This window comes from Haloferax sp. ATB1 (genome assembly GCF_000730175.1).
The window spans coordinates 72193-94390 of record NZ_JPES01000004.1; the positions used below are offsets into that span (position 1 = coordinate 72193).

General features: G+C 56.7%; 20 protein-coding genes and 3 pseudogenes. 12 read left to right on the forward strand and 11 right to left on the reverse strand.

Annotation, left to right across the window (positions count from 1 at the left end):
* The first annotated feature begins 100 nt into the window (after window positions 1–100).
* Window positions 101–2376, forward strand: a pseudogene (locus ATB1_RS00840) (heavy metal translocating P-type ATPase).
* Here the strand turns inward: ATB1_RS00840 and ATB1_RS00845 are convergent.
* A complete protein-coding gene (locus ATB1_RS00845) occupies window positions 2373–2579 on the reverse strand; it encodes a heavy-metal-associated domain-containing protein (protein WP_042661828.1) in 207 nt (68 codons plus the stop codon). The pseudogene ATB1_RS00840 and the gene ATB1_RS00845 sit on opposite strands and share 4 nt — an antisense overlap.
* A 231-nt stretch (window positions 2580–2810) precedes the next feature.
* On the opposite strand from ATB1_RS00845, the gene ATB1_RS00850 reads away from it, so the two are divergent.
* The 3 genes from ATB1_RS00850 (at window position 2811) to ATB1_RS00860 (ending at window position 5572) form a co-directional block, all read left to right on the forward strand.
* On the forward strand, window positions 2811–3812 hold the full coding sequence (locus ATB1_RS00850) for a DUF6610 family protein (RefSeq protein WP_042661829.1): 1002 nt from the start codon (window positions 2811–2813) through the stop codon (window positions 3810–3812).
* 76 nt (window positions 3813–3888) lie between these two features.
* Window positions 3889–4236 carry a hypothetical protein gene (locus ATB1_RS00855; protein WP_042661830.1) on the forward strand — a complete coding sequence of 116 codons (348 nt, stop codon included), beginning with the start codon at window positions 3889–3891 and terminating at the stop codon, window positions 4234–4236.
* Window positions 4237–4642: 406 nt separating this feature from the next.
* Complete coding sequence (locus tag ATB1_RS00860; RefSeq protein ID WP_042661831.1) at window positions 4643–5572, forward strand: ArdC-like ssDNA-binding domain-containing protein; 930 nt, start codon at window positions 4643–4645, stop codon at window positions 5570–5572.
* A gap of 100 nt (window positions 5573–5672) precedes the next feature.
* On the opposite strand, the gene ATB1_RS00865 is transcribed toward ATB1_RS00860, so the two are convergent.
* The 3 genes from ATB1_RS00865 to ATB1_RS00875 all read right to left on the reverse strand — a co-directional run bounded on the left by ATB1_RS00865 (window position 5673) and on the right by ATB1_RS00875 (window position 7765).
* On the reverse strand, window positions 5673–6308 hold the full coding sequence (locus ATB1_RS00865; RefSeq protein WP_042661832.1) for an IS6 family transposase: 636 nt from the start codon (window positions 6306–6308) through the stop codon (window positions 5673–5675).
* 93 nt (window positions 6309–6401) lie between these two features.
* Window positions 6402–7097, reverse strand: coding sequence for a nucleotidyltransferase domain-containing protein (locus tag ATB1_RS00870; RefSeq protein ID WP_042661833.1), 696 nt, complete (start codon window positions 7095–7097; stop codon window positions 6402–6404).
* Window positions 7094–7765 carry a helix-turn-helix domain-containing protein gene (locus tag ATB1_RS00875; protein ID WP_042661834.1) on the reverse strand — a complete coding sequence of 224 codons (672 nt, stop codon included), beginning with the start codon at window positions 7763–7765 and terminating at the stop codon, window positions 7094–7096. The genes ATB1_RS00870 and ATB1_RS00875 overlap by 4 nt, the downstream gene beginning before the upstream one ends.
* Window positions 7766–7993: 228 nt before the next feature.
* On the opposite strand from ATB1_RS00875, the gene ATB1_RS00880 reads away from it, so the two are divergent.
* Window positions 7994–8812 (forward strand): hypothetical protein, encoded by an 819-nt coding sequence (locus tag ATB1_RS00880; protein WP_042661835.1) that lies wholly within the window; start codon window positions 7994–7996, stop codon window positions 8810–8812.
* 146 nt (window positions 8813–8958) lie between these two features.
* Here ATB1_RS00880 and ATB1_RS23730 read toward each other — a convergent pair whose 3' ends face one another.
* A complete protein-coding gene (locus ATB1_RS23730) occupies window positions 8959–9528 on the reverse strand; it encodes an IS630 family transposase (protein WP_042661836.1) in 570 nt (189 codons plus the stop codon).
* Window positions 9525–10007, reverse strand: coding sequence for an IS630 family transposase (locus ATB1_RS23735; protein ID WP_082256218.1), 483 nt, complete (start codon window positions 10005–10007; stop codon window positions 9525–9527). Before ATB1_RS23735 ends, ATB1_RS23730 begins: the two co-directional genes overlap by 4 nt.
* Window positions 10008–10104: 97 nt before the next feature.
* Here ATB1_RS23735 and ATB1_RS00895 point away from each other — a divergent pair, with 97 nt between their 5' ends.
* The gene (locus tag ATB1_RS00895) at window positions 10105–10428 is read left to right on the forward strand and encodes a hypothetical protein (protein ID WP_042661838.1); all 324 of its coding nucleotides are present in this window, start codon (window positions 10105–10107) and stop codon (window positions 10426–10428) included.
* Between the two features lie 74 nt (window positions 10429–10502).
* Here ATB1_RS00895 and ATB1_RS00900 read toward each other — a convergent pair whose 3' ends face one another.
* Complete coding sequence (locus ATB1_RS00900) at window positions 10503–10913, reverse strand: helix-turn-helix domain-containing protein (protein WP_042661839.1); 411 nt, start codon at window positions 10911–10913, stop codon at window positions 10503–10505.
* Between the two features lie 121 nt (window positions 10914–11034).
* On the opposite strand from ATB1_RS00900, the gene ATB1_RS00905 reads away from it, so the two are divergent.
* A complete protein-coding gene (locus ATB1_RS00905) occupies window positions 11035–11631 on the forward strand; it encodes a hypothetical protein (protein ID WP_042661840.1) in 597 nt (198 codons plus the stop codon).
* Between the two features lie 453 nt (window positions 11632–12084).
* Here the strand turns inward: ATB1_RS00905 and ATB1_RS00910 are convergent.
* A pseudogene (locus ATB1_RS00910) lies at window positions 12085–13340 on the reverse strand (Cdc6/Cdc18 family protein).
* A gap of 709 nt (window positions 13341–14049) precedes the next feature.
* Here ATB1_RS00910 and ATB1_RS00915 point away from each other — a divergent pair.
* The 5 genes from ATB1_RS00915 to ATB1_RS00940 all read left to right on the forward strand — a co-directional run bounded on the left by ATB1_RS00915 (window position 14050) and on the right by ATB1_RS00940 (window position 19686).
* The gene (locus ATB1_RS00915) at window positions 14050–15390 is read left to right on the forward strand and encodes a type I restriction enzyme HsdR N-terminal domain-containing protein (RefSeq protein ID WP_042661841.1); all 1341 of its coding nucleotides are present in this window, start codon (window positions 14050–14052) and stop codon (window positions 15388–15390) included.
* Window positions 15354–17165: an Eco57I restriction-modification methylase domain-containing protein gene (locus tag ATB1_RS00920; RefSeq protein ID WP_042661842.1), complete on the forward strand. Its 1812-nt coding sequence runs from the start codon at window positions 15354–15356 to the stop codon at window positions 17163–17165. The genes ATB1_RS00915 and ATB1_RS00920 overlap by 37 nt, the downstream gene beginning before the upstream one ends.
* A 4-nt stretch (window positions 17166–17169) precedes the next feature.
* The gene (locus ATB1_RS00925; RefSeq protein WP_042661843.1) at window positions 17170–17691 is read left to right on the forward strand and encodes a hypothetical protein; all 522 of its coding nucleotides are present in this window, start codon (window positions 17170–17172) and stop codon (window positions 17689–17691) included.
* A 310-nt stretch (window positions 17692–18001) separates the two neighbouring features.
* On the forward strand, window positions 18002–18859 hold the full coding sequence (locus ATB1_RS00935) for a hypothetical protein (protein ID WP_052367626.1): 858 nt from the start codon (window positions 18002–18004) through the stop codon (window positions 18857–18859).
* A gap of 14 nt (window positions 18860–18873) precedes the next feature.
* On the forward strand, window positions 18874–19686 hold the full coding sequence (locus ATB1_RS00940; RefSeq protein WP_198526010.1) for a hypothetical protein: 813 nt from the start codon (window positions 18874–18876) through the stop codon (window positions 19684–19686).
* A 93-nt stretch (window positions 19687–19779) separates the two neighbouring features.
* Here ATB1_RS00940 and ATB1_RS00945 read toward each other — a convergent pair whose 3' ends face one another.
* From ATB1_RS00945 to ATB1_RS00955, 3 genes and pseudogenes are all read right to left on the reverse strand, one after another.
* Window positions 19780–20472, reverse strand: a complete 693-nt coding sequence (locus tag ATB1_RS00945; protein ID WP_042661845.1) for a helix-turn-helix domain-containing protein — start codon at window positions 20470–20472, stop codon at window positions 19780–19782.
* Window positions 20473–20585: 113 nt separating this feature from the next.
* Window positions 20586–21084, reverse strand: a pseudogene (locus tag ATB1_RS00950) (acyl-CoA dehydrogenase).
* The gene (locus ATB1_RS00955) at window positions 21081–22076 is read right to left on the reverse strand and encodes a ParA family protein (protein WP_042661846.1); all 996 of its coding nucleotides are present in this window, start codon (window positions 22074–22076) and stop codon (window positions 21081–21083) included. The pseudogene ATB1_RS00950 and the gene ATB1_RS00955 overlap by 4 nt, the downstream one beginning before the upstream one ends.
* Between the last annotated feature and the right edge of the window lie 122 nt (window positions 22077–22198).

Here is a 22198-nt window from a genome sequence, read left to right on the forward strand (position 1 = left end):
AAGAGTAACGCCACTCACCCGACAATGGTATTAGATTTTCGAGACCGCTATAATATTCGTCGTAATGGTTATCCGCGTCCCACGATAACTAACAGCCACGATGGGAACGACACAGAAACAATTCAATGTCGGGGGGATGTCCTGCTCGTTCTGTGCGGAGAGCATCAAGAAGGCCTACAGCCGGACCGATGGCGTCGAGGACATCGACGTGAGTCTCGCCCACGAAGAGGTCCTCGTTCAATACGACGACGACCGTCTGAGCGAGATCGAGGTGAAGGACACACTCCGAGATCTCGGATACACCATCCGTGACCCGGACAAAGCGAAACGATACAAACAGCAGCAGGCCGAACTCGCCGACGGAAAGCGGCGACTGCTGCTCGCCGGCAGCGCGTCCATCGTCGTCGCTGCCTGATGGGGTGGATGATCCTCGTGATGGGACGCTTCGAGTCGGCATCCCTCGTGATGGATCTGGTGACGCTGGGGCTGGCGCTCGGGACGATGTTCGGGCCTGGCCGCTATATCAAAACAAAAGCCTTCCAGAGCCTCCGCCGGGGTATTTTCAACCAACACGTCCTTTTAGAGGCAGGCGCGTTCGCCGGGCTCCTCGGTGGATTGCTCGGCCTGTTTGTGTTCCCGAGCTTTCCAACGGTTCACTTCTTCGCCGTCTCCGTCTTTATTACCACCTACCACATCCTCTCCGAGTACACCAGCCTCATCGTGCGGACGCGCGCCTCTCAAGCCGTCCAGAGCCTACTTGACCTCCAGCCTGACACGGCACGCCGCATCAGTGATGACGGTGATGTCGAGGAAGTCCCGGTCGACGACCTCGACATCGGTGATCACGTCCGGGTCAAGCCTGGCGAGAATATCCCCGTCGATGGGACGGTCGTCGATGGTGAATCAACGGTCGACGAGTCAGTCGCCACCGGCGAGTCCATCCCCGAGGAGAAGGCCGCCGGCGACGCGGTGATCGGTGGCAGTGTCAACGAGACCGGGACGCTGCTCATCAAAGTAACTGCAACCGGGGAGGACGCGTTCCTAAACCAGGTCGCCCGCGAGATCGAGGAAGCTCGGGCAATGAAGCCCGGCATCATCCAGCTCGCCGACCGCGTGCTCAAGTATTTCGTCCCCGGTGTCTTGACGATCGCCGGGTTGTCGTTCCTCTTCTGGGTGGTTGCCCCACTCGCGTGGGGGGCAGCCCCCAACGTCCAGCGGGGGGCATTCGCGGCGCTGGCCGTTCTCGTCCTTGGTTATCCATGCGCGCTCGGGATGGCGACACCGCTGGCCCTGATCCGGGGCGGCGGGAAGGCCGCGAACCGTGGCATCCTGATGCGGTCGGGCGACGCATTCCAGGTCTTCCCCGACGTCGACCACATCGTGTTGGACAAGACCGGCACCATCACCGTCGGCGAACCCACCGTCAGTGAGGTCGTCGCGTTCGTTGCCGACGAGGTGGATGTACTCACCACTGCGGCCAGTGCGGAGGCGTTCTCCGAGCATCCTCTCGCTGATGCGATCCTCGAGTTCGCCACCGAGCAAGATGTCGAGTACGCTGACCCCGATGATTTCGACTCCGTGACTGGAAAGGGCGTCCAAGCGACCGTGGACGGCGACGACGTGCTAGTTGGCAAGCCGGGCTGGCTCGGCGACGAAGGGGTCGACCTCTCGGCAGCCCACGACGACATCGAGCAGCTCCAGCATCGCGGCCTCACCGTCGCCGGCGTCGTCCGTGGCGGCGAACTGGTCGGCCTGATCGGCATCGGTGACGCGGTCAAGAGCGACGCCGCCGAGACCATCCGGCGGATTCGCGACGCCGGCATCACGCCCGTGATGATCACCGGGGACAACGAGCGCACCGCGAACGCGGTCGCCGACGAGGTCGGCATCGACCGTGTTATGGCCGACGTGCTGCCCGACGAGAAACGCGAGGAGATCGGCCGCCTACAGGAAACCGGCCACCGCGTGGCGATGGTCGGCGACGGCATCAACGACGCCCCCGCACTCACGCAGGCGGATATCGGAATCGCCATCGGCGCCGGGACGGATATCGCCATCGAGTCAGCGGATATCGTCCTGATGGGCGACCGACTCGGCGGCGTGATGGACGCCTACGAGATCGGGCGGGAGAGCTATCGGAAGACCCGCCAGAATCTCGCGACGGCCTTCGCGTTCAACGGCGTCGGCGTCGCCGCCGCGACGACCGGACTCGTTCACCCCGTGTTCGCGATGCTCGCGATGGTACTGTCTGTCTCGGCCGTCCTCGCCAACAGCTTCGCTGGCCAGCTCCTCTCTGGCGAGGGCGTCAACACCGAGTTCGCACTCGAAGAACACACGGACGGCGACGTGAGAGACGGCCGGGCGGCAGCCGATTAGGCCACTACGTCGTACCCAGCCTGTTCAATTGCCGCGTTCACATCGTCATCGGAGACCCCATCCTCGATGACCACATCGACAGTATCCGCTTCGTGGTCAGCATCAACTCGAGTCACGCCATCGAGGTTTCGCAAGGCGGTCTCCACGTTCTGTTCGCACCCGTTGCACGACATCCCGGTCACGGAAAGCGTCTTTCGCTCCATATGTACCCGTACCCACTTGCGGGGAATGACCGTTACGGTAACCGTCGTATCGATTTTATCCTTATTAGAGGGGAGAGGATTTCGTACGGAGAGTTGTTTTTGTCAACCAATCTCTGTAGTTAACCAACAACCCACCAGTGAGTTCACCGATTGTTGGTTAACGAGAGCGGCCAGTTTTTCAACCCCCTGAATGGGCGCGGGGCGGCCAGCAGCGGCCTCGCCAACCCAGTCATGTCCCTCGAAATCAGTTCAAACGCCAGTACGGCTAGCGACATCACTGCCGCCAGAGAAGCCGATAGCGTGGCGTTCCTCCATCGGGCGCCGTACGCCCTGGATGCATACGAACTCGGATTCCTGCCTGGGTTCCGGGAGGACTGCGGGTATCAGCAAACCCAATTCAAGCAGCTGGACATCCCCGTCGGGATGCTCGACAACGACTTCCGGAATCCCGATCTGGATCGATACGTCGCCCGATTTTTCGAGCACGAACCCCACGTCGGCGTGATTGGTGATGCGTACGAGGTGGACGACGTCGACGAGTACGTGGCCGCCGCTCGTGAGATCCAGGCGAGCTATCCCGATGCAGAACTCGTCATCGTCCCGAAGTGCCGCGAGGTGATCGATGCGATTCCGAACGATATCGTGCTCGGCTACTCGCGGGGATACGCCGACCGATTGGCCCACGAGTTCACCGAACCGACCGACTGGCGTGGCCGTCGTGTCCACATCCTCGGTGGCAGCCCACCGAAACAGTGGGACGTCATCCAGCAGCTGACCCGACCGACCCTCACGGACGAGCCACCGGCCGACATCGTCGGCCTCGACTGGAACGGCCTCCATCGCGGGGCGCAGTTCGGTGAGTTCTGGACGGCGGATGGTTGGGACGACAGCGGTCGCGACACCGACCACGTCACGGTTCGCAAGACGGTCCGCCACAGTCTCGCCCGTCTCAAGGAATTCTGGCAGTCTCAAGGTGTTTGGCCCGAATCGACACCACAGGACGACTCCTTCGAGATCGAGTATGAGGGGCCATCGCCAGGGGATCTCGATGGTGCTGCGTGTACCGAATGCGAAGCCAACGTCTGGATGACTCAGCGCGGTCCATTCGTCGCCGAGTACGATACTGGGGCTCTCTGTGGCTACTGCAGCTACGACTGCTACTTCGCCCACCGCCATCGAAATAACCTTGAGGAAGTCGCCGGCGAGCAGAGCGTCTACCTCCCGCCGGCGTGACGCAGCGAGCTGTTTTTCGCGCCTCCAGAGAGGGCGAGGGCTCGATCCAGAGAGTCCTCAGAGATGGTGATTTTCCGTGAGTCAACAACAGCGTCCGAACGATGTCTCGATTGACGACATTCCAGTCGACGTATCGAACACCCAATCAGGCGAGGTCGATCCCGCTGAGGTACCCGAGGAGATCCGGTCGATCACTCGTGGACTCGCGAGCGAGCAGCCGCCGACGAATCCGCTCGTCGTCCTGAAGGCCGCCCGCTGGTGGTATATACATGGCAAGGGCGGAACCGATCCTGCGTTCCAGTGGGCCATCGAGTGGGCACGACACCTCGCGGCGGACACGCCGAGCGATGTCGACCAGTTCGACGCGTTCCTCGAGTATCTCGTCACGGTCGGCTTCGCTGACGAGAAGACAGCGCTTCGATAACCGATCCCCCATTCACACTGCGGGGTGTTTGACCGGGGGCTATCTCGAACAGAAACGAGTCTGACCGCAACCTGTTCAGATAGAAGAACATTCACTTAGAATTGGTAGCACACAACGTCTTCTCCACCACAGGTCGGACACGTTTCGGCGTCCTCGGAAAGGGTCGTTCCGCAGTGTCGGCACTCATACAGGGTAGACGGGCTGGACGTGCGAGTACCAACGACCCCGCGGAACGTTTCGACGAGACCCATTCTCTCGGTGATTGTGTCGCACTGGTTGTTAATCCCAGCGTCCGATAGCAACCCCGGTATAAACCCCGCAGTCGCGCCGTCGTTTATTGTGCGCCGCCGAGGGGTGCGGCGCGTCCTGACTCGGAGACGTCGTCGTACTCGATGTGATGCAATCCATGATGACAGCCAGTGAGTCGGGGGTCTCGTTCGAGGAGACTGACACCCGGCACGACGAGATGCACAGTACCATCGAAGACTGGATCGACGAGCTCGTCGCAGACATCGACGAGGCAAAAGCCAGCCAACAGTTCCAGGAGTGGCTCGATGTCCAGTCCCGATTCCACGATTACTCCCATCGCAACACCCTCTTGATCAAGCTCCAGTGTCCCGAGGCAACACGCGTAGCGGGCTACAATACGTGGCGGTCGGAGTTCGACCGGCACGTCCAAGAGGGCGAACAGGCGATCTGGATCTGGGCACCCATTATTACGAAGCAGTGCCCTGAGTGCGGGAACTCGCCGAGCTACCACGAGCAAAGCGACTGTGACTACAATGAGACACCGCCCGAGGAGTGGTCCAAAGGACTGGTTGGATTCAAACCAACGGCAGTCTTCGATGTGTCTCAAACCGAGGGCAAACCGCTCCCCGAGTTGGAAACCGAGGCCACAGGTAACGCCGACGACCTGGTGCCAGCGCTCCTTGATGCGGCAGCTACTCTCGATATCGACGTCCGTGTCGTCGACGCTGCTGATTGGGAGCATGGCGACGCGAAAGGCGTCTGCAAACACCGGAATCTCGACGAGTGCCAACCCGTCGTCGAAGCGAAAGCTCGCTCGAATCAGGCCGACCTCGCGGTGACGCTGATTCACGAGTACGCTCACGCACTGCTCCATTTCGATGTCGACGACGAACCCGAGCGTGCAAAACGCGAGATCGAAGCCGAAGCCGTTGCGTACATCGTCGGGCGATATTTCAACCTGGATACGAGCGGTTCAGCGTTCTATCTTGCCGCGTGGCAGGACGACGATGCGGAGAGCATTCAGGAGCGTCTCGGCCGGATCAGTTCGACCGCGCAGGAGATCATCGGGACGGTCGCCGAGAGCTGAACACGCCTTCTCCGACTGTTAACCAACGCCGGGAATGCTTTGTCCACACTGTTGGTTAATTCGTTCGGCGTCCGACCCTGCGTGTTTCGATCGGTAGTGTTCAGATTAGCTGATTCCATGCGAAGGCGAAGGTCTGGAGCCAGGTTTCGGCGGTCGTGGCGGCGGCGTGGCTGAAACAGTTCGAGAACTGTCTTGTTCGGCGTTTTACCTCACGAAAGACACGTTCAACGGCGTTGCGACGGCCGTGGGTTTCGTGGCGAAAGGTGAGGCCGAGGCGGTGGAGCGCGGCGTGGAGCCACGGACCGCGATCAACGAGGAACACGGCGTCCTCGACGTCGTGTTTCTCGCAGAGGTCGGCCAAGAACGACTGGGTGAGCGCAGTCGTTCGGGCCGGATACAGCTTGAGATGCAAGAATTCGTTCGTCTCCGGATCGACCGCCGCGTACAGCCAGAATTGCTGGTCGTCGAGTTGGATCACGGTTTCGTCGACCGCAACCTGATCCGGAGCTTTGCCGCCGCTGGGCTGTAAGTCGGCTTTCTGGACCCAGTTGTGCACGGTGGAGCGAGCCCGATCGACACCGAATTCATCTAAGACAGAGACAGTATCCGAAAGTGAAAGGCCGGCCGCGTGCAGCTCGATACTGAGCTTCATCAGCGGCTGCGGTGTCTCCTCTTTCTCCACAAAGTCTAACTCGATTCGGTTGCTAGGACCGTCGAGGCGGTCGATTTCGGGCATTGATCACACGAAATACGACCGCCTCGTCCTTCACTCCTAATCTGAACACCGCCGTTTCGATCGGTCCCAAGACATATCCATCGACAGTCGATATTATCGTTCAGAATCGATTCGGCGCTGCTGGTCACGAAGGAACTCAACGACGGCGTCGATATCCTGTTCGGGAACCGTTTGTTGTTCGAAGACTCCTTTGAATGCATCTGCGAAATCCTCCGACGTGAGGCGGTTGAGGACAGTCTCGATGCGACCAGCGAGCTTCTCGGACTCCCCGCGATGCAGATGAGTCGCGATCCGGTCGAAATCCGCGCCAGCAGCCAGCACCACCAGATCCCGAGAGTCTGCCTTGCGGCCACTGTGGAGTTTCACCGCGAACAGCAACTCCCGTTCCGGAATCCTGGCTGTTACCGGACGCCCGGTTCGCAGTTCCTCGGTGACAGAGTGCTGGGCTAGATAGCGATACGACCACTCAGCTTCCGTCTGGCGACAGCCCAGCGCATCCACCATCGCGTCGAACCGAACCGGATTCCCGATATCTTTCGTAAACCGGATAGTCCGGCCCTCGTAGAGCTCGTTTCGCTCGACATCGGCCGTTTTCTCGTAGCCGCGGTCGGTGAGAAGGTCGGTGTAGTCGTCGACCGCTTGGGCCGGAATGACGACGTCGACGTCCGTGGTGAAGCGTTGATTGAACGCCGCGATCGCCCACCCACCGACGAGCACGTACGGCAGGTTGCCGTCAATGACGGCCTCCAGAGTGTCCAGCAATTCGTCTTCGCGTTCACCGAGACTCATGCATTGAGACGCGGATCCTCGTGGGACGCGTCGATATCGCGGTCATATTCATCGGCGATCATCTCCAACGCCGGCTCGTAGTTCACCCGGTACTCCAACATGTGCTCGATTGCCTCATCCAACGGAATGACCGGATTGCCGTCGACCCACTCGCGAGTGATCTCCCCACTCGTCGGGAACAACACGTACGAGACGGTCGCCTCGTAGTCGGTCGCATCCGGCCGCTCTTCGATCCGACTCGGAATCCCGAACTCATCAAAGAACGCCGTCCACTGTTCGACATCCCGGTCGGCGACCTGGATGAAGATCGGATAGTCGTCGTGGCCGCGGGCGATCTGATAGCCGCCGTGGGTCCAGACGTAGACGCCGTCGATTTTCGTGTACGCAAAGGGCATCCCAGCGAAGTTCGGAATGACGTAGCCGTCGTCGATCGAGGGAGGAACCGAGCGGGAAATAGCGGCGACGAGATCGTAGTAGCGATCCCTGACAGCGTAATTCTCGATGTAGACGCCGTCCTCGCGCCGGATGAAGCCTGCGTCCTCCAACCGCTCGATCCAGTCGTAGACCCAGGAGTAGGAGCCGTCGATCTTCTGGGCGATTCGACGGATCGAGTCGCCCGGCTGGGCCGCAACCATGATCTTCGCCGCGGTCTCGTCGACGTACTCCATCATCGCTAGTTATCGGTATCGCATCTAACGGTATTAGTCTTGTCCCCTGTATTCCCTATAGAATTATCGCTATACAGATATACCGTCCGCGGCTCCGGCAGTCCGATCCGGCTCAGCATTCGAACAGAGATGGAGCAACCACTAGAGAAGACGACTGACCGCTGTTCGTTGGTTACGTTTATTTGCGCCCGCCGAGGGGCGGAGGCGCACTCCCGTCTTCACCGACCCATGACCAACCGATATCTAACGACCGTCCTCGACGAGGCGGAACGAGTCGCAGAGTACCACGAGCAGGTCGCCCAGTCTACCGACCACCCAGAACACGAGTATCTTCGGTACGCCGTCCTTCGGCTCCTCGAAGGCGAGGCTGACGAGATCTCGGTGGACGTGTCGCAGATCGACGGTGTGACCGTCGGCTACGGAGAGGACGAGGCGATGTACGAGAGCTGGGGCGACGACGTCGAGTGGTGGGAGATGATTCCGCCGCAGGCGGAGTGTACCCGCTTCCGGGTGTTCTATCCCAGTGAGTACGAGGCCATTCCCCGGATCATCGTCAACATGATGGCAGCACTCGGGGCATGGCGTGTCTGGACCGGGAGCGCAGCCGCCTGCGGCTCCTACGACCATCGCGAGCGTCGCGAAGTCCACTATCTGTGGCCGGAGGGGCACCCGGTCGAGACCCTGCTTGCGAATCGGCTCCACGGTCCCGAAGCTGCGGTTGCCCCAGACGGCGGCCGGACCGGCGACGTGCTCGATCGGATGGTCGTCACGGAGCACTCAACCCAATACGACGATCTCGAGCCGCGAACCAGACGTGCCGTCGACGAAGCGATGGCCGTCTCGCTGCTCGAAAAGGGTGGCCGGTACGAGGTCCGATCAGCGTCCGGTAACTGGTACGAAGTCGACGTGATCAGCGAGTCGTGTACCTGTCCAGACTGGCGGAAGCATACGCCCGAAGGCGGCTGTAAACACCTCCGGCGAGTCGATCACGAGATCAAACAGGGACAGGTCCCACGACCTGATGGGCGCCTCCCTTCGAACTCGTAGAATCATCCGGAGTTCGGAGTCCTCGGGTGGGCTGTAACATCAGACGAAACTCATTGATGGAGAGTTTCGAATTATGTTACAGCTGTTGGAAGACCGGTGAGAGCCGTTGGTAGCGGTTTAACCAACAAAACTTGGTCTTTTCAGTTCTAATGCGACTCATCAAGCTCGAACCCAGCCCATCTGACAAAGGACTTGAGGAGTTCCGGACGGTCTTGCACTGCTCGGAGCGACTGATCGAGTCGCGCTTTTAGCGCGGCGAGATCAGTGGGTACGTAATTCGCAAGATCGTCGTATTTCACCGACTTCCAGACCTGCTCAACGGGGTTGAAGTCTGGCGCGTATGTCGGAAGGAACTGGATGTCGATGGCGACCTTGGGAGCCATCGGCCATCCAGGTGTCGTCATCATCCTTGCTGTCGGTTTGTGTGCCGGATAATTGTCCCAGATGAGGATACAGTCTTGTCCTCGTTGGTTGAATAAATCGCGGAGCAAGAACGCCATTTTCTCGCTGTCGACGCTTTTCTCAGAGAGCCAATAATCCAAGGCGGTCGCGCCAGTTTTCGGCGCGACCGTCAAGGCTGCAATCGCACGTATACTTTGCCAGCTACCCGAATTCCGGTGGATCGGTGTGTTCCCACGCGGTGCCCACGTTCGCCGAACTGTCGACTGCATTCGGACGGTACTCTCGTCGAGAAACACGAGCGCAAGATCATTCACTCGCGCTTTTTTTCAAGTGTCGGAATCGTCTGTTGTTTCCAGCGACGAACCGCATTCGCGTCGCGCTTGATCGCGCGACGCTCAGGCTTCTGGCAACTCCAGCCCATTTTCTGAAGATACCGCCAGACGGTTGTTTGGCCGACAGAGACGCCGAATTCTTGTTCAATCACCACCGCGATGCGTTTGAGCGTCCAGAGATCAGTATCGAACCCGTGGGCTTGCGGCCCCTCTTCGAGGAGGGCCGCAAGCGCCACTAACTGTTCGTCCGATAACTTGGTCGATGGGCCGCCTTTGACCGGTTTTGAGGTGAGGCCAGCGTCGCCACCGGCTTCGTAGGCGTCTCTCCAGCGATAAACCGAACTAGGCCAGACGTCAACGACTTGTGCAACCTCGGAGACGCTGTGACCTAGCCGAAGCAAGGCGACGGCAAGCCGTCGCCGAGCTTCTAACTCTGTTTGGCTCCCAACTGGGCGTGTCACAACGCTAGAAATACGCTCTCAGAGGATATCTCGCTTTCTCGCCCGGAAAGACCAAACAATGCTCCTTGCGTCTGTGTTGGTTAATACAGATCGGCCCATGTCCTACGAGCCACCGACGCCCCCAGCGGACCTGCCCACCGACGTCATCGACACACTCAACGACTATTCACCCGAGCTGCTCCGAGACGTTGCCCACTATGCCGAGGACCTCGCCGAGCATCGCGAGCGCGAGGCCCGCCTTGCCGAAGCGAAGGAGGAAGACGAGATCGACGAGCGACCCGATGACCTCCCGGATGATGTCCCGACGAAGGCGACGATCACGATCAAGGAGATCAACGACAACCGCTACTACTACTGGCAGTGGCGGGAAGGAGATCGCGTCACGTCAAAGTACAAATCCCCAGTGAATCCGGACGAGTAGACGAACTCGTACCTCAGTCGGATGGCCAGTTGTTCGGGGAGACACCCCGTCTGCGAAGTAAAAGACGGACGCTGTTAGCGCTCGGGTCGCGGAGCGGTCTCGTATCGTTTGATGTCGTCGGTCTTCTCCACTCGGTCGTAGATCTCTTGGAGCGTGTCTTGCGCTCGGAGGAGCTTGTGTTCCTCGAGGAACTGCCGTCCACTCTCACGGATTCCGTAGAACTTGTACGGGAGGTCGTTCTGCCGGCGGTCCTCGGGCAGGAGTACTTCCTCGACGATGCCGGCGTCGACGAGCTGCTGGAGGTGCTGACGAATCGTCGTCTGGCTCTTGCTCGGGTTGACATAGTCGAGTTCCTTCAGCGTCGGCAGTTCCGCCGGATGGCCGAGGATGTCCTGGAGGAGCGAGAACCGCGTATCCTGGGTGACGACGTTGAGCCGCTCCCGAACGGACTCTAGGTCGCTTGGCGTGTGGTCGGAGGTACTCATTACTTCTCTGTTCGTGTAGTGCGTGCAAAAGCGTTTCGCTCAAATACGAATCGGTCTATGGCGATACGGTGGCCGATGAGGTCGCCACATTGAAGCAGGGTACGGGAGAATGCCTGGCTAGATGAGTGAGGATCCGGTCACTGTCGACGAACTCGCCGAGAAAGCCGACGAGTATCTGCACGAGGCCTCACTCACGCCAGAAGAGTACGAAGCGCTGAAACAGAGTGTTGCGGAGCTCACGCCGATTTTCTCAGCTGAGAATTCGTATTTCGTTCTCGGCAGCTACGGGAAACCCGAGATACGTCGTCTCCAGCTCGTGAAAGATCGCCTCAACCGGCAGCCCGGTGCGTACGCGTTCCTGATGGTCGACATCCGGAGCGAGTGGACGAACACCTACCTCAAGTTCCGGCTGCTCGCTGATTACACCGACGTCATCGTGGGCGTCGCCGAACACGCCCAAGGCGGCTTCCTCGTCGAACAGGGCTACTTCACGGCCCTTGAGGAGTACTTCGCGAAGACGCACGTGTTCAAACGCGAGTACAACACGGCAGATGCGGACGCGGTCGATACAAACGTCGACGTCGAGAATCCCTACAGCGGAATGCAGACCGCGATCTTCGAGATGCTCGACGATGCTGGGCGTCTCTACCGGTGGGCGACTGAAAACGACCTCGTCGAGTGTACCGAGGCTCTCGTGAGTGATCAGGAATACCCGTAGACAGAGACGAATCGGTAACTCACACCCCCGACGTTTCTGTCGTTGCTCCATGAAATCCTGTTCACCGAAGGCCCAGACAACGAATGAACTCGAAGAGGAAGACACGCCCCGTTTTCGAGTAGTAAGTGCGGGGAGAATCCGTGCAAGATTAGATCTTCGAACCACTAATCCCCACGGGATAAGTAGTCCACTGGAGAGCGATTACAAATGCTCGTAAATGAAATTTTGTTTAGATTTCGTCAGACACTCCACTATTGCCAGTAAAATCGGAGGAGAAGACGCTATTAGATGAAATTGGCAACGGTGGTCCCGGTAGTAACTTGTAGGATTGATTGGAACAAGAGAGTTACTGGCAACACCGGAGAGGGTACTGGAGAAACTGGCACTAACGGTTGAGTGGTTACTGGCAAAAGTGGAGAGGGTATTGGCAGTACTGGTGTTGGCGGTCCGAAGTCACTCCAGAACCCGATGCCGCTTCGCGGTTTCACGAATGTCGTCGAGCTCTCCGAGTTCACTTTCGAGTGCATCAAGGGCCGACGACAGCGAGACATCGAGTTCGTATTCGTTGTAGTTCCCACGTCCACTCGACGAGTCGACCAACCGTAAGATCCCGTGGAGGCTCAAATCCGACAAGTGGTCGTGTACACGCCTGCGTTTCAGCGGTTCACTGCCATGATTTCGAAGAACTGCTTGATACCGCTCATAGATCAGTTTCGTCCGTTCAGGCGTTTCACCTTCTGCTGCTAGCTGGCAGACAGTCAGCAGCACATACTGCCCCTGCCGGGTCAACGAATGCATCCCTTCGACCACCTGTTGTCGCTGGATCTGATGTTCGCCCTCCCGGACGTGCTCTTCGGTGATTTTCGCCTCTCCACCGGCCATCGCATCGTTTTCGGCGATATCAGCTGCTTTCCGGAGTAAACGTAGCGCCTGTCGAGCGGATCCCGAGTCCTGTGCAGAGAACGCTGCGCACAACGGAATTACATCCGACTCGAGGACATCGTCGTAGAGCGCGATGTCGGCTCGTTGCTGGAGAATATTCTGCAGTTCATTCGCGTCGTACGGAGGGAACAAGATCTCCTCTTCGCAGAGAGTGTCCTTGACTTTCGGAGAGAGGTTTTCTCGGAACTTGAAGTCGTTCGAGATGCCGACCACACCGATTTTCACATCGAGATCCAATTGCGAGCGTGCTCGTGGAAGCTCGTACAGAATATCGTCATCCGAGCCGATGTTATCGATCTCGTCCAGGACCACGAGAATAGTCCCACCGATCGACTCGAGGTCGTTGTAGAGTTCGTTGAAGATGCGTTTTTGTTGATACCCGGTTTCGCTCATGGGTTCGCGCGTCGACGAGACCGTGGTGAGGGGGTGAGAAGGAGAGCGAATTTCGTTCACGAGATTGACTGCTACCTGATAGGACGTGGTGCAGCCGGTACAGTTGAGTTCGATAACGTTGAGATCGACGTCGTCGTACTCTTCGGCGGATTCCTGCAGCTCCTCGAGAAGATCGTGCGTCGCAGCTGTCTTCCCGACGCCGGTAACACCGTAGAGAAAGACGTTGTTCGGTTGCCAGCCTGAATGACGGGACGGAGAGCGGCGGCATATTCGTCGAGTTCTTCGTCCCGCTCCTCGAGTGTCTCTGGCTGGTAATCATCCCGGAGGACGTCTTTGTCCTGGATGATGAACGATTCTCGATTGAATCGGCCCATAGGCGGACTCAAGACCAAGAACCATCATAAAACCATGGGTTCCAGTATCACCACTAACCCACCACTCGAACCAGTTATGCCAGTATTGCATCCGCTTATAAAACACACACACTCCACTATTGCCAGTGAACCTTCGCAACAACTGGAGGGGGTCAACGACCCGCTCTCTAGTAAGCGATACTCTTAATACAAAGTACGTAAAACCAAACCCGCACTAGCGAAAACTCAACTAACTGTAGTTGGTTTAGATTACAGTAACTAGACTAGAGGCGTGACAGTTACTGTCCTCCCGCCCATTCTCTCCTCGTTACTGGCAATGGTGGAGTGAGAGAGGTACTTAAACGACGGCATTATTGGCAATACTGGCAACACCGGTCGCCTTCTCCCTGTTACCATCGTTGCCTTCCCGGTATTCCAGTCGAAATCTTCCCTTCCGGATACCAATCGAGGACTGTGGGAGCCACACGCCTTTCCACATACTGGATCGACTCACCCTGATCCTCTGTCCCTCATCGAGTTCAAAGTCCAATCAATGCAGATCACCTTTAACCAACAACCCTCATCAACAGTTGGTCTGTTGGTTAACCCACTCGTGACCGATGATCGACTTGAGCTCAACACTTGTCAGTAGAATCTTGAGGGAACAGGGAAACTATGATAACACCTCAACAACCACTCCTCAAACACTTCGAAAATCTCGGTTCCTTCCATGTCTAAGCAAACAGAAACACCGCCATCCGCCCTCTCAGACGGCGACTTCGTCAACCGCGTCATCACGGAATACCTAGATCTCTACGACGAGATCAAAGACGGTGACCGTGCCGAACACGATCTCATGCCGCGCGTCGTCGATCACCTCTTCATTGGTGCGCTCGGTTGGGCCAAGAAAGACTACACCCAGGAAGACGACTGGAACGATGTTCGATTCTACGACGAAGACAGACACCCTGCAATCATCGTTGAGGGAAAACGACGCGACGTAGATGTCGAGCAAGGAATCGAGCAGGTATTCCGGTACGCCTCTGAAACGCCGTACGCCGAATATCTAATCTCCACTAACGTAGACGAGTTCATTCTGTACGAGCGAACCGACAATAGCCGCGCCGACACCGCCACTCATCATGGAGTCTCGGCCCGGAAGGTCGCCAACATCAACTTCGAAGCGATTCGGAATCTCGAACGAGGCGGGTCACTGGCGGATGAGTTGAGTGCTGCCCAAACCCAAGAGATTTCTCAGCTACGCCGGTTACAAAAGGGGTTGGTCACGCGGGAGGAGCGCTACGACGATTTCTCAGTCGCTCACCCCCAGGATGTCGCGAGCGATGAGGGCTTCCAGAACCTCCTTACTGCACTCTCAACGTGTCTGGAAGACCATTTGCTGCCGTACACGCTCAACGCGTTCGACTACTTCATGGATCGATACGAAGAGTACGACCGCGAATCTAGCGATCTTGAACGTCAGATTGAGCGCCTGAAGGACAGCGGGCACGACGACAGTGAAATCGCGGACCTTGAGAACCAACTCGCCGACCTGCGTGAAGAGTACGACATTTACGCGCAGTTCTACGAGGATTACCGGACGTGGGTCCGTCTGTCGAATCGACAAGACAATGACAATGACGAGAACAAGGACGTATTCTGCCGAGAATCAGTATATGTCCAGCTAAACAAGGTCTTGCTGATTCGGATTGCAGAAGACAAAGACCTCGTCAACCGGATGATTAGCGATGGTGGTGTTGAGGACTATTTCGCGTTCTGGGAGGACTTCACCAGGTACGTCGACCGCACCTACATCGACCTGTTCCAAATCGCTTCTGAAGAGATGGGAGAAGTGTACGACCGGCTCTACTCACGTCGAATTTTCGATTGGGAAATCCGAGACACCACCAACCCCGAGCTCGATGAGGTGATTCAGCGCACGTTGTGGCATCTGAACCACTTCGAGTTCTCCAGCGTAGACCGGGACGTTCTCGGCCACCTCTACCAAGAGCACCTTCCACCAGAAGAACGAAGATGCTCGGGGAGTTCTACACCCCAACCGCAATCGTAGACCTCATCTTGGACAGCGTCGGGTACACCGCTGACAATCAGATCGAAACGGATGAGTACGATTTGCTGGACCCTGCGTGTGGGTCCGGGACGTTCTTGGTGCGGGCAGCAAACCGCCTGTTGGACCGGTTAGACCGGAAGGGAGTACCGCCTGAGGACGCCCTCGAAATTGTTCGCAACCGACTGCATGGGTTTGACCTGAATCCGTTCGCATGCCATATCGCGGAGATGAACCTGCTGTTCCAGGTGATTGATTTGTACCGGGATGTCAAGGAGGAGAACCCGGATTATACGCTGGGCAGGTTCCATATCTATCAGACTGACTCATTGCGGTCTGAGGAGGTGCAGGGAAGTCTGACCGCGCATCACAGTAGCGAGGTGCAGCGTCAGTACCGTGAAGAGCGCCAGCAGGCCAACCAGATGAAATCTCGGGAGGATTACGGTGTTGTCGTCGGGAATCCGCCGTACGTCCGTATTCAGAACATCCCGGATGGTCCAGCCAAGGATGACTACGATGACTACAGCACTGCGCACTACAATTATGACATCTACGTGTTGTTCATGGAGCGCGCAGCCGGGTGGCTTTCCGATGACGGCACGCTCGGGTTCATCACCAGCAACAAGTTCATTCGCAATCGATACGGAGAGAAACTCCGGCAGTTCATCATTCAGAACTACCAACCCAGAGAGCTCATCAACTTCGGTGATATCAGCGTCTTCGAAGGCATTCAGGCGTATCCACTCATCTTCATCGCCGACCGCATCAACAAGGACACTAGAGCACGTTCCCCTGATGAATTCACACCAGAGGAGTACGCATTCACCTATGGTCAGGTGACTGAGGCTCTCCCGGAAATCAAGCAAACTGCGGTCGCTTCCGAAGCGACCGACAGTGAGAGTGGGTTGGAGACGGAGCCTGAGATCGCTGCCGAAGATCAACTCAGAGACCTCATTCGGCGGTATCTCCCCGATACGCCTGGTGGCGAGCCGCCAAGACCCAATAGTACAGAGGCTGTGTCTGAGGAGGTTGAGGAGGCTGTTGAAAAGCAAGAGACGCCTCCGATTCAGGTGTACCCGGTCAGGTCTGAACTGATAGCTGGGGACGAGTGGAAGTTCATCCCGACGGACGAGCACGACGTAATCCATCAGATGGATGAGGGTGCGAAAGAGTTCCAGAACTTCTCTGGTGATCGGATTGCAAAGAACGGGGTGCAGACTGGTGCAAACGACATTTTCCTTGTTGATTCAACCACCATCAGGAAGTACGGAATCGAGGACGAGATCTACAAGCCGTTTGTCGCCGGAGAGGATGTACAGCGCTGGCATTCCGATGCCAAAGAGGATGAGTACTTGCTGTACACAACGCCGGAGATGAATCTCGACAACTACCCCGGCACGAGGGAATACCTCAAGGACAACCGTGAGGAGTTGGAGGATCGGTACACGGTGAAGCAGGGGAAGAAGTGGTATCAGCTGGCGCGACACCGTCCTGGAACGTTCGACAATGAGAAGGTGGTGACGCCGGACATTTGCTACTACAGCAACTTTTGGTTCGACGAGTCTGCGGACATGTACGCGCTCAACACCACTTACTGTCTCGTGCTCGAGGCCGTTGACGGGTACTACTTGGCGGGCGTGCTGAACTCGGATGCCGTCCAGTTCTATCTTCGCCGATCGGCCCCGAAGTATGGGAACAACTACATGCGGTACCAGCGCGATTACATCTTCGGACTCCCTATCCCCGATCCACGCGGAAAACGACGATACGGTCGTTGACGAAGTGATCTCTCTGTCGAAGAGTCTGCATGAGATTGCTGAGAGCTACCAAGAGGCGAAGGCTCGGGTGTCGTCGCCGGAGGAGATTCTGAACGGGTATGACGTGGGTTCGCTGTCGTTCGCGGCGTACATTCAGAGTCTGGGGTTGGGTGATGAGGATGGTGAGGTGTCGCCCTCGCAGAATGGAACGGAAGTAAGGGTGAACGTGCAATCGTCGGTGGAGTTTGTGTCGGATGAGACTGCGGAGGCGTTCACGACTTTGGTTCGTGAGATGGATGTAGAGACAGTCGGGGAACTAGAGGATCTTGAGTTGCCGACGAGTGCTGATGGGCTGCTGGCAGCCGCTGAAGCGTACGAAGAGTCGCAGTCTGTCGTGGAGTCGACGCCCGATCAGGCTAGGGAATTGGAGGCAGAGTTGAACGAGCAGGTGTACTCACTGTACAGCCTGAACACTGAGGCACGAGAGTTAGTAGATAAACGCGTTGATAAGCCGGAGAATCCGTTAGAGGCCAAGGTACGAGAGTAATCTCTATGCACCGCTTCACGACGGGCGATCTCGTTCGGATTGATATTCCAGATCAGGACGATACGGACTTCGAACGACTCCATGGCCAGGAAGGAGTCGTTGTTGCTGTGTTGGAGGATGACGCTGGATTAGAAACAGATGACGACCGCGATAACGTACTCTACAGAGTTGAACTATCCGAGAGCGGGGAGCGCGTCGACGTTCGTTGGCGAGATCTACGCCCCCGATAATTCACTTACCGACCGAGTGTGCGTGCGTCACACATATACATTCATAATCCCGCAATCATGATTCAGTTATATATTCACGCATGGCAACCCCAGAAAACCCTCTCACCCAGTCAGCAACCTATTCTGGGAAAGTCTACCGCCTCACCAAAACCCAAGGGAAACTTGACCTCCCAACCCTCCAAGACCAACTCAGTAACAAAACAATCCATCTCGACACACCATCGGAATACCAAGAAGACGAGGATCTCATCAAACCCGACGTCTTCACAGAGAATGGAAAAATCAAGATCATAACCACCATTGAAGATGTTGAACTCACCGAGAACAGTGCCATGAGGGCTCTCTCTGGGAATATTGTTCTTGATGAGACGGGGGCTGTGGTGTTCCGAGAGAAACGAGTATTAGTATTGGATACCGAATCCGTCCGGTTCGTCGTATTTGAGGATGGCGAATGCTACTACATGGTGTTGATTGCGGGGCGAAATCTCGTCGAGAACGTCTTGCACATCATCGCCGAGGAGCTGGAGGAGCTGGACCTTTCGCTAACAGAAATCACACTTACGTCTGATGACATCGACCACATTGCGGACCAACTGGCCGAAGAACTACTTAATACCACCTTCCAAGACTACCCTCAGTCGTCGATCAACAAGAAGTACATCTCTGGGCGTGGGTACCAAACAGAACCTGAGTATCAGGAAGAGAAACGGCGTGGGTCGGTCCGGACGCACATGATGGCCACAGAGGAGATAGGGAAAGGAGAGAAGGTCATCAGTATCTCCGAGGACGCCCTCGTTCGCAGTTACTCCAAACTCGAGCTCCAGACGTACCTGATCATGATCAAGGAGTACATCCTGCCCCACATCAGCACGCAGGCAACGGTGACTGATTTCAACAGATCGGATACGCAGTCGACAGTAACCGACTTCAGTAATTGAGACATAGCAAGTAGATGATGCCATTCCCCGGACAACAATCGTTGCTTGAACTTGTCGGGGATCTCTCTCTGATTGCGGTTAGTCTGTTCGTGGCAAAGGCAGTGATGAATGCGATTTTCGCTCGAGTAATTGGGGACCGTCTCATTGATCGGTGGGTGTCGCAGCTGAAGAAACGAGTGAAGGCGTATCAGACCCGATTCAAGAAAATCAAGGCTGATCTGGAGTTCACTGCGTACCTCAACTCCGATCGGTCAGTGGGGGATTCGCGTCAAGAAATTGAGTCGGCGGTCCGGAGTAGTATTGCTCGCAGTAAGGGTGGTGCAGAGGTCGAGGAGTTCCACTGGCTGGATGAGGGTACCGCTGAAGTGACTCTCTCTTATCTCAACAACGACCCGTTCACAGTCACTTTAGATTTGATTCAGGAGAATCACTCATTCGACGATTCTAACGTGAATACCGTCTCGGATGCCGAACTTGGTAGCATTGGTGTGACGGTCCGCTTCGAATTTGATTTCCACAATCTCAAAGGCGTGCTCATCGATATCGGCACGTTCTCGCAGTTTCTCCGAGAGGGGCTGCAGCAAGAGTTCAATGTCAGGAACGTCACGGAAAGCCGGTTCACGGTAGGGACTCTAGAAAACGATCTTACCTTAGATGAGTGGATTCAGGAGCGCCGATTTGAGGCGAGTTTGTTGCTGAAGGATGAGCGCGGGGAACGATCCATCGAATTCCACGGGAATCAGGCAGTTATAACGGCGCCATACCCAGAAGTAGACGATCAGACAGCGGAGTATATTCGACTCACACTACTCAATTATTACCTGTGAGATGCGGGGAGTTGAATACTGAGACGATTTAGCCGCCGTCGAGGACATACTAGTGGCCGCCCTTAGTGAGTGCCTCAAGGTGTCCGATATGCACTACTCCGATCGCCGAAACTCATGATTGACCCGTTCAGCCTCCCGGTAAGCGACGCCGAGGTCGAGGTCGTCGTACATGCGGTCGAACATCGCGAGTGCCGACTCGAAGGTAGCGTAGTGGTCGCGCATGTACTCAATCGTATCTTCGCGGGGGATGACTGGATAGCCTTCCACGTCCTCGATTTCGAGCGATGGGTGCGGATCGACGACGATCTGGAGTGGCCCATCCAGTTCGTCTCTGGGCTGGCGCTCGAAGTCGGTTGGCAGCCCGAACGATTCGAAGAACGTTTCCCAGGCGTCGACGTCCTGCTCGCGAACAGCGATGAACAGCGGATAGTCGTCGGGTTCCCGACCAACTTGGTAGCCGCCTTGGGTCCACATGTAGACGGCGTCGATCCGTGTGAACGCGAACGGCCAGTCACCGAACTGTGGGACGACGTAAGCATCTTCGATCGAGGGAGGACTGACGACGGCGCTGGCAGCGACGAGCTCGCGTGCGGCGTCTCTCACGCGTTCGTCGACGACTGAGAGGCCGTCGTCATAGCTGACGTAGCCTGCGTCTTCGAGCCGATTGACGGTCTGTCTGACCGTCTCGTAGGGTGTGTGAAGGTGCTGGGCGACGCGGCGGATGGAGTCGCCACTCTCGATGGCGAGGAGGACCTGGGCCGCCGTGTCGTCGAGAACTTCGTACATCTGATGATTACCAATAATCCGGTAACAGTTAAGATGCTTACTTGACTGCGTGTTATGGAGATCCCTCTCAGTTCTGCTGATGGAACTCGTGCCTCAAGACAGTAGAACCTATTTCACCCGAGCGTACCGAACCCCTCGTCCCGCATCAAGTCAGCAACCTGTTCGGGATTGTGAAATGCCGCGAGGAGGGCGAACTCACGGGCATCTGTTTTTGAGATCTCGTTCGTTTCGAGGTGTTCGGCGAGTTCATTCCGGAATTTGGCTTCTTGGTCGGCTACTTTGTCTCGAACATGGATTTCGAGACGTGTGTCGCGTTCGTCGCCAACATTACTCCGCCGGACGAAGTACGGATACTTCTCCGCTCCGGAGTCGGAGGCTGCTGGCTCTCCCGTCGACAGCCGATCCGATCCCGATTCGCTCGATGTACTTGTTGTCTCAGACGGTTTGCTGTCCGACGATGCAGATGGGGGATCATCCGGTGATGTCGGACTCTGTATCTTCGGCCCGCCCATCTCGAGTTTTTGTGGATTCAGCGGCCGTTTCCGCTTCCTCATCTTTCTCATCGTCACCACCGAAATCGAGATTTCCGGAGCCGGATTTGAAGTTGCTCATACGGTTGTCGCCTCCGTCGTATCGTCTTTTTCAAGATTGATTGTCCTCTTCTTGTGATCCTGAATATCGAGTTCCAGTACGGGGTCCACGTCAGCACCGAACGTGTCGGTCGCAATGAACCAGGCGAGTTCGTACAATTTCCCCAGCGTCTCGATTTCCCTGTCACGCACTCGTCGCTGACCGGGTTCACTCACCATCTCACCGTCTTTTTCAAAGGTCTTCCACCGTTCTTCGACAACCTTGAATGCCGATCCTCTGGCTTCCCACATCGCGTCCATGAGGCTTTCCCGATTCCCAATAGTGACCGGTGTGGCGAATGCCTCCGTGTTCTCGAACTGTTGCTGGTATTGCTGGTGAGCGTTCGTTTGGCCCACTCCAGAAGGGACGACACAGGACAGCCCGATTTCGATATCGAGCTGGTTCTCCATGTTTCCGACGAGCTCCTCGAGTCCTTCTAAGCTCAGATTTCCTTTCCCAGCTGGTTTGACGGGTGCGACAAGCGTTCGGAGTGCGAATATCGCATTATAGAGCAAGTCCTCTGCCCGAGCGTTCGGATCGATGAGGATGGCATCGTATTCTTCCTGCAGTTTCTGTTCATTCCAGAGGAGTTTGTACAGGAGTTCAAATCGAGGGTATTCTTCGCGACTCATGTTCTGCATCCCCGTTTCGTAGGAAATCTTCTGCTCCAGATTTGACGTAAAGTCGCCAAGCATATCGTGGCTCGGAATGATATCGACGCCTTCTGCTGTTGTTTCGATCAACTTGTGAAAGTCACCATCAGGCATATCGAGAATGTGCTTGACTAGATTGTCGGCGTCTGGATCGCTTCGGCGCTCGCCGACGTTGAACAGGCTAGTCAGGTTACCCTCTTGTGGATCAAGATCAAGCACGAGCGTATTTAGCCCCATCCGCTCCAGCGCGACTGCGATATTGGCCGTCATGGTCGTCTTGTACGTCCCACCTGATTCTGAGTAGACTACGGCCGTGATCATATGTCTCGGATATCACCTCCTGTCGCATAAATCTGTGTCAGACGTTCGTGCCGGTAATCTGTACCGAGTATCTGTTACAGACATCTGTAATGTATATCTGGGGTGGGGTTGTGACGTGGTTT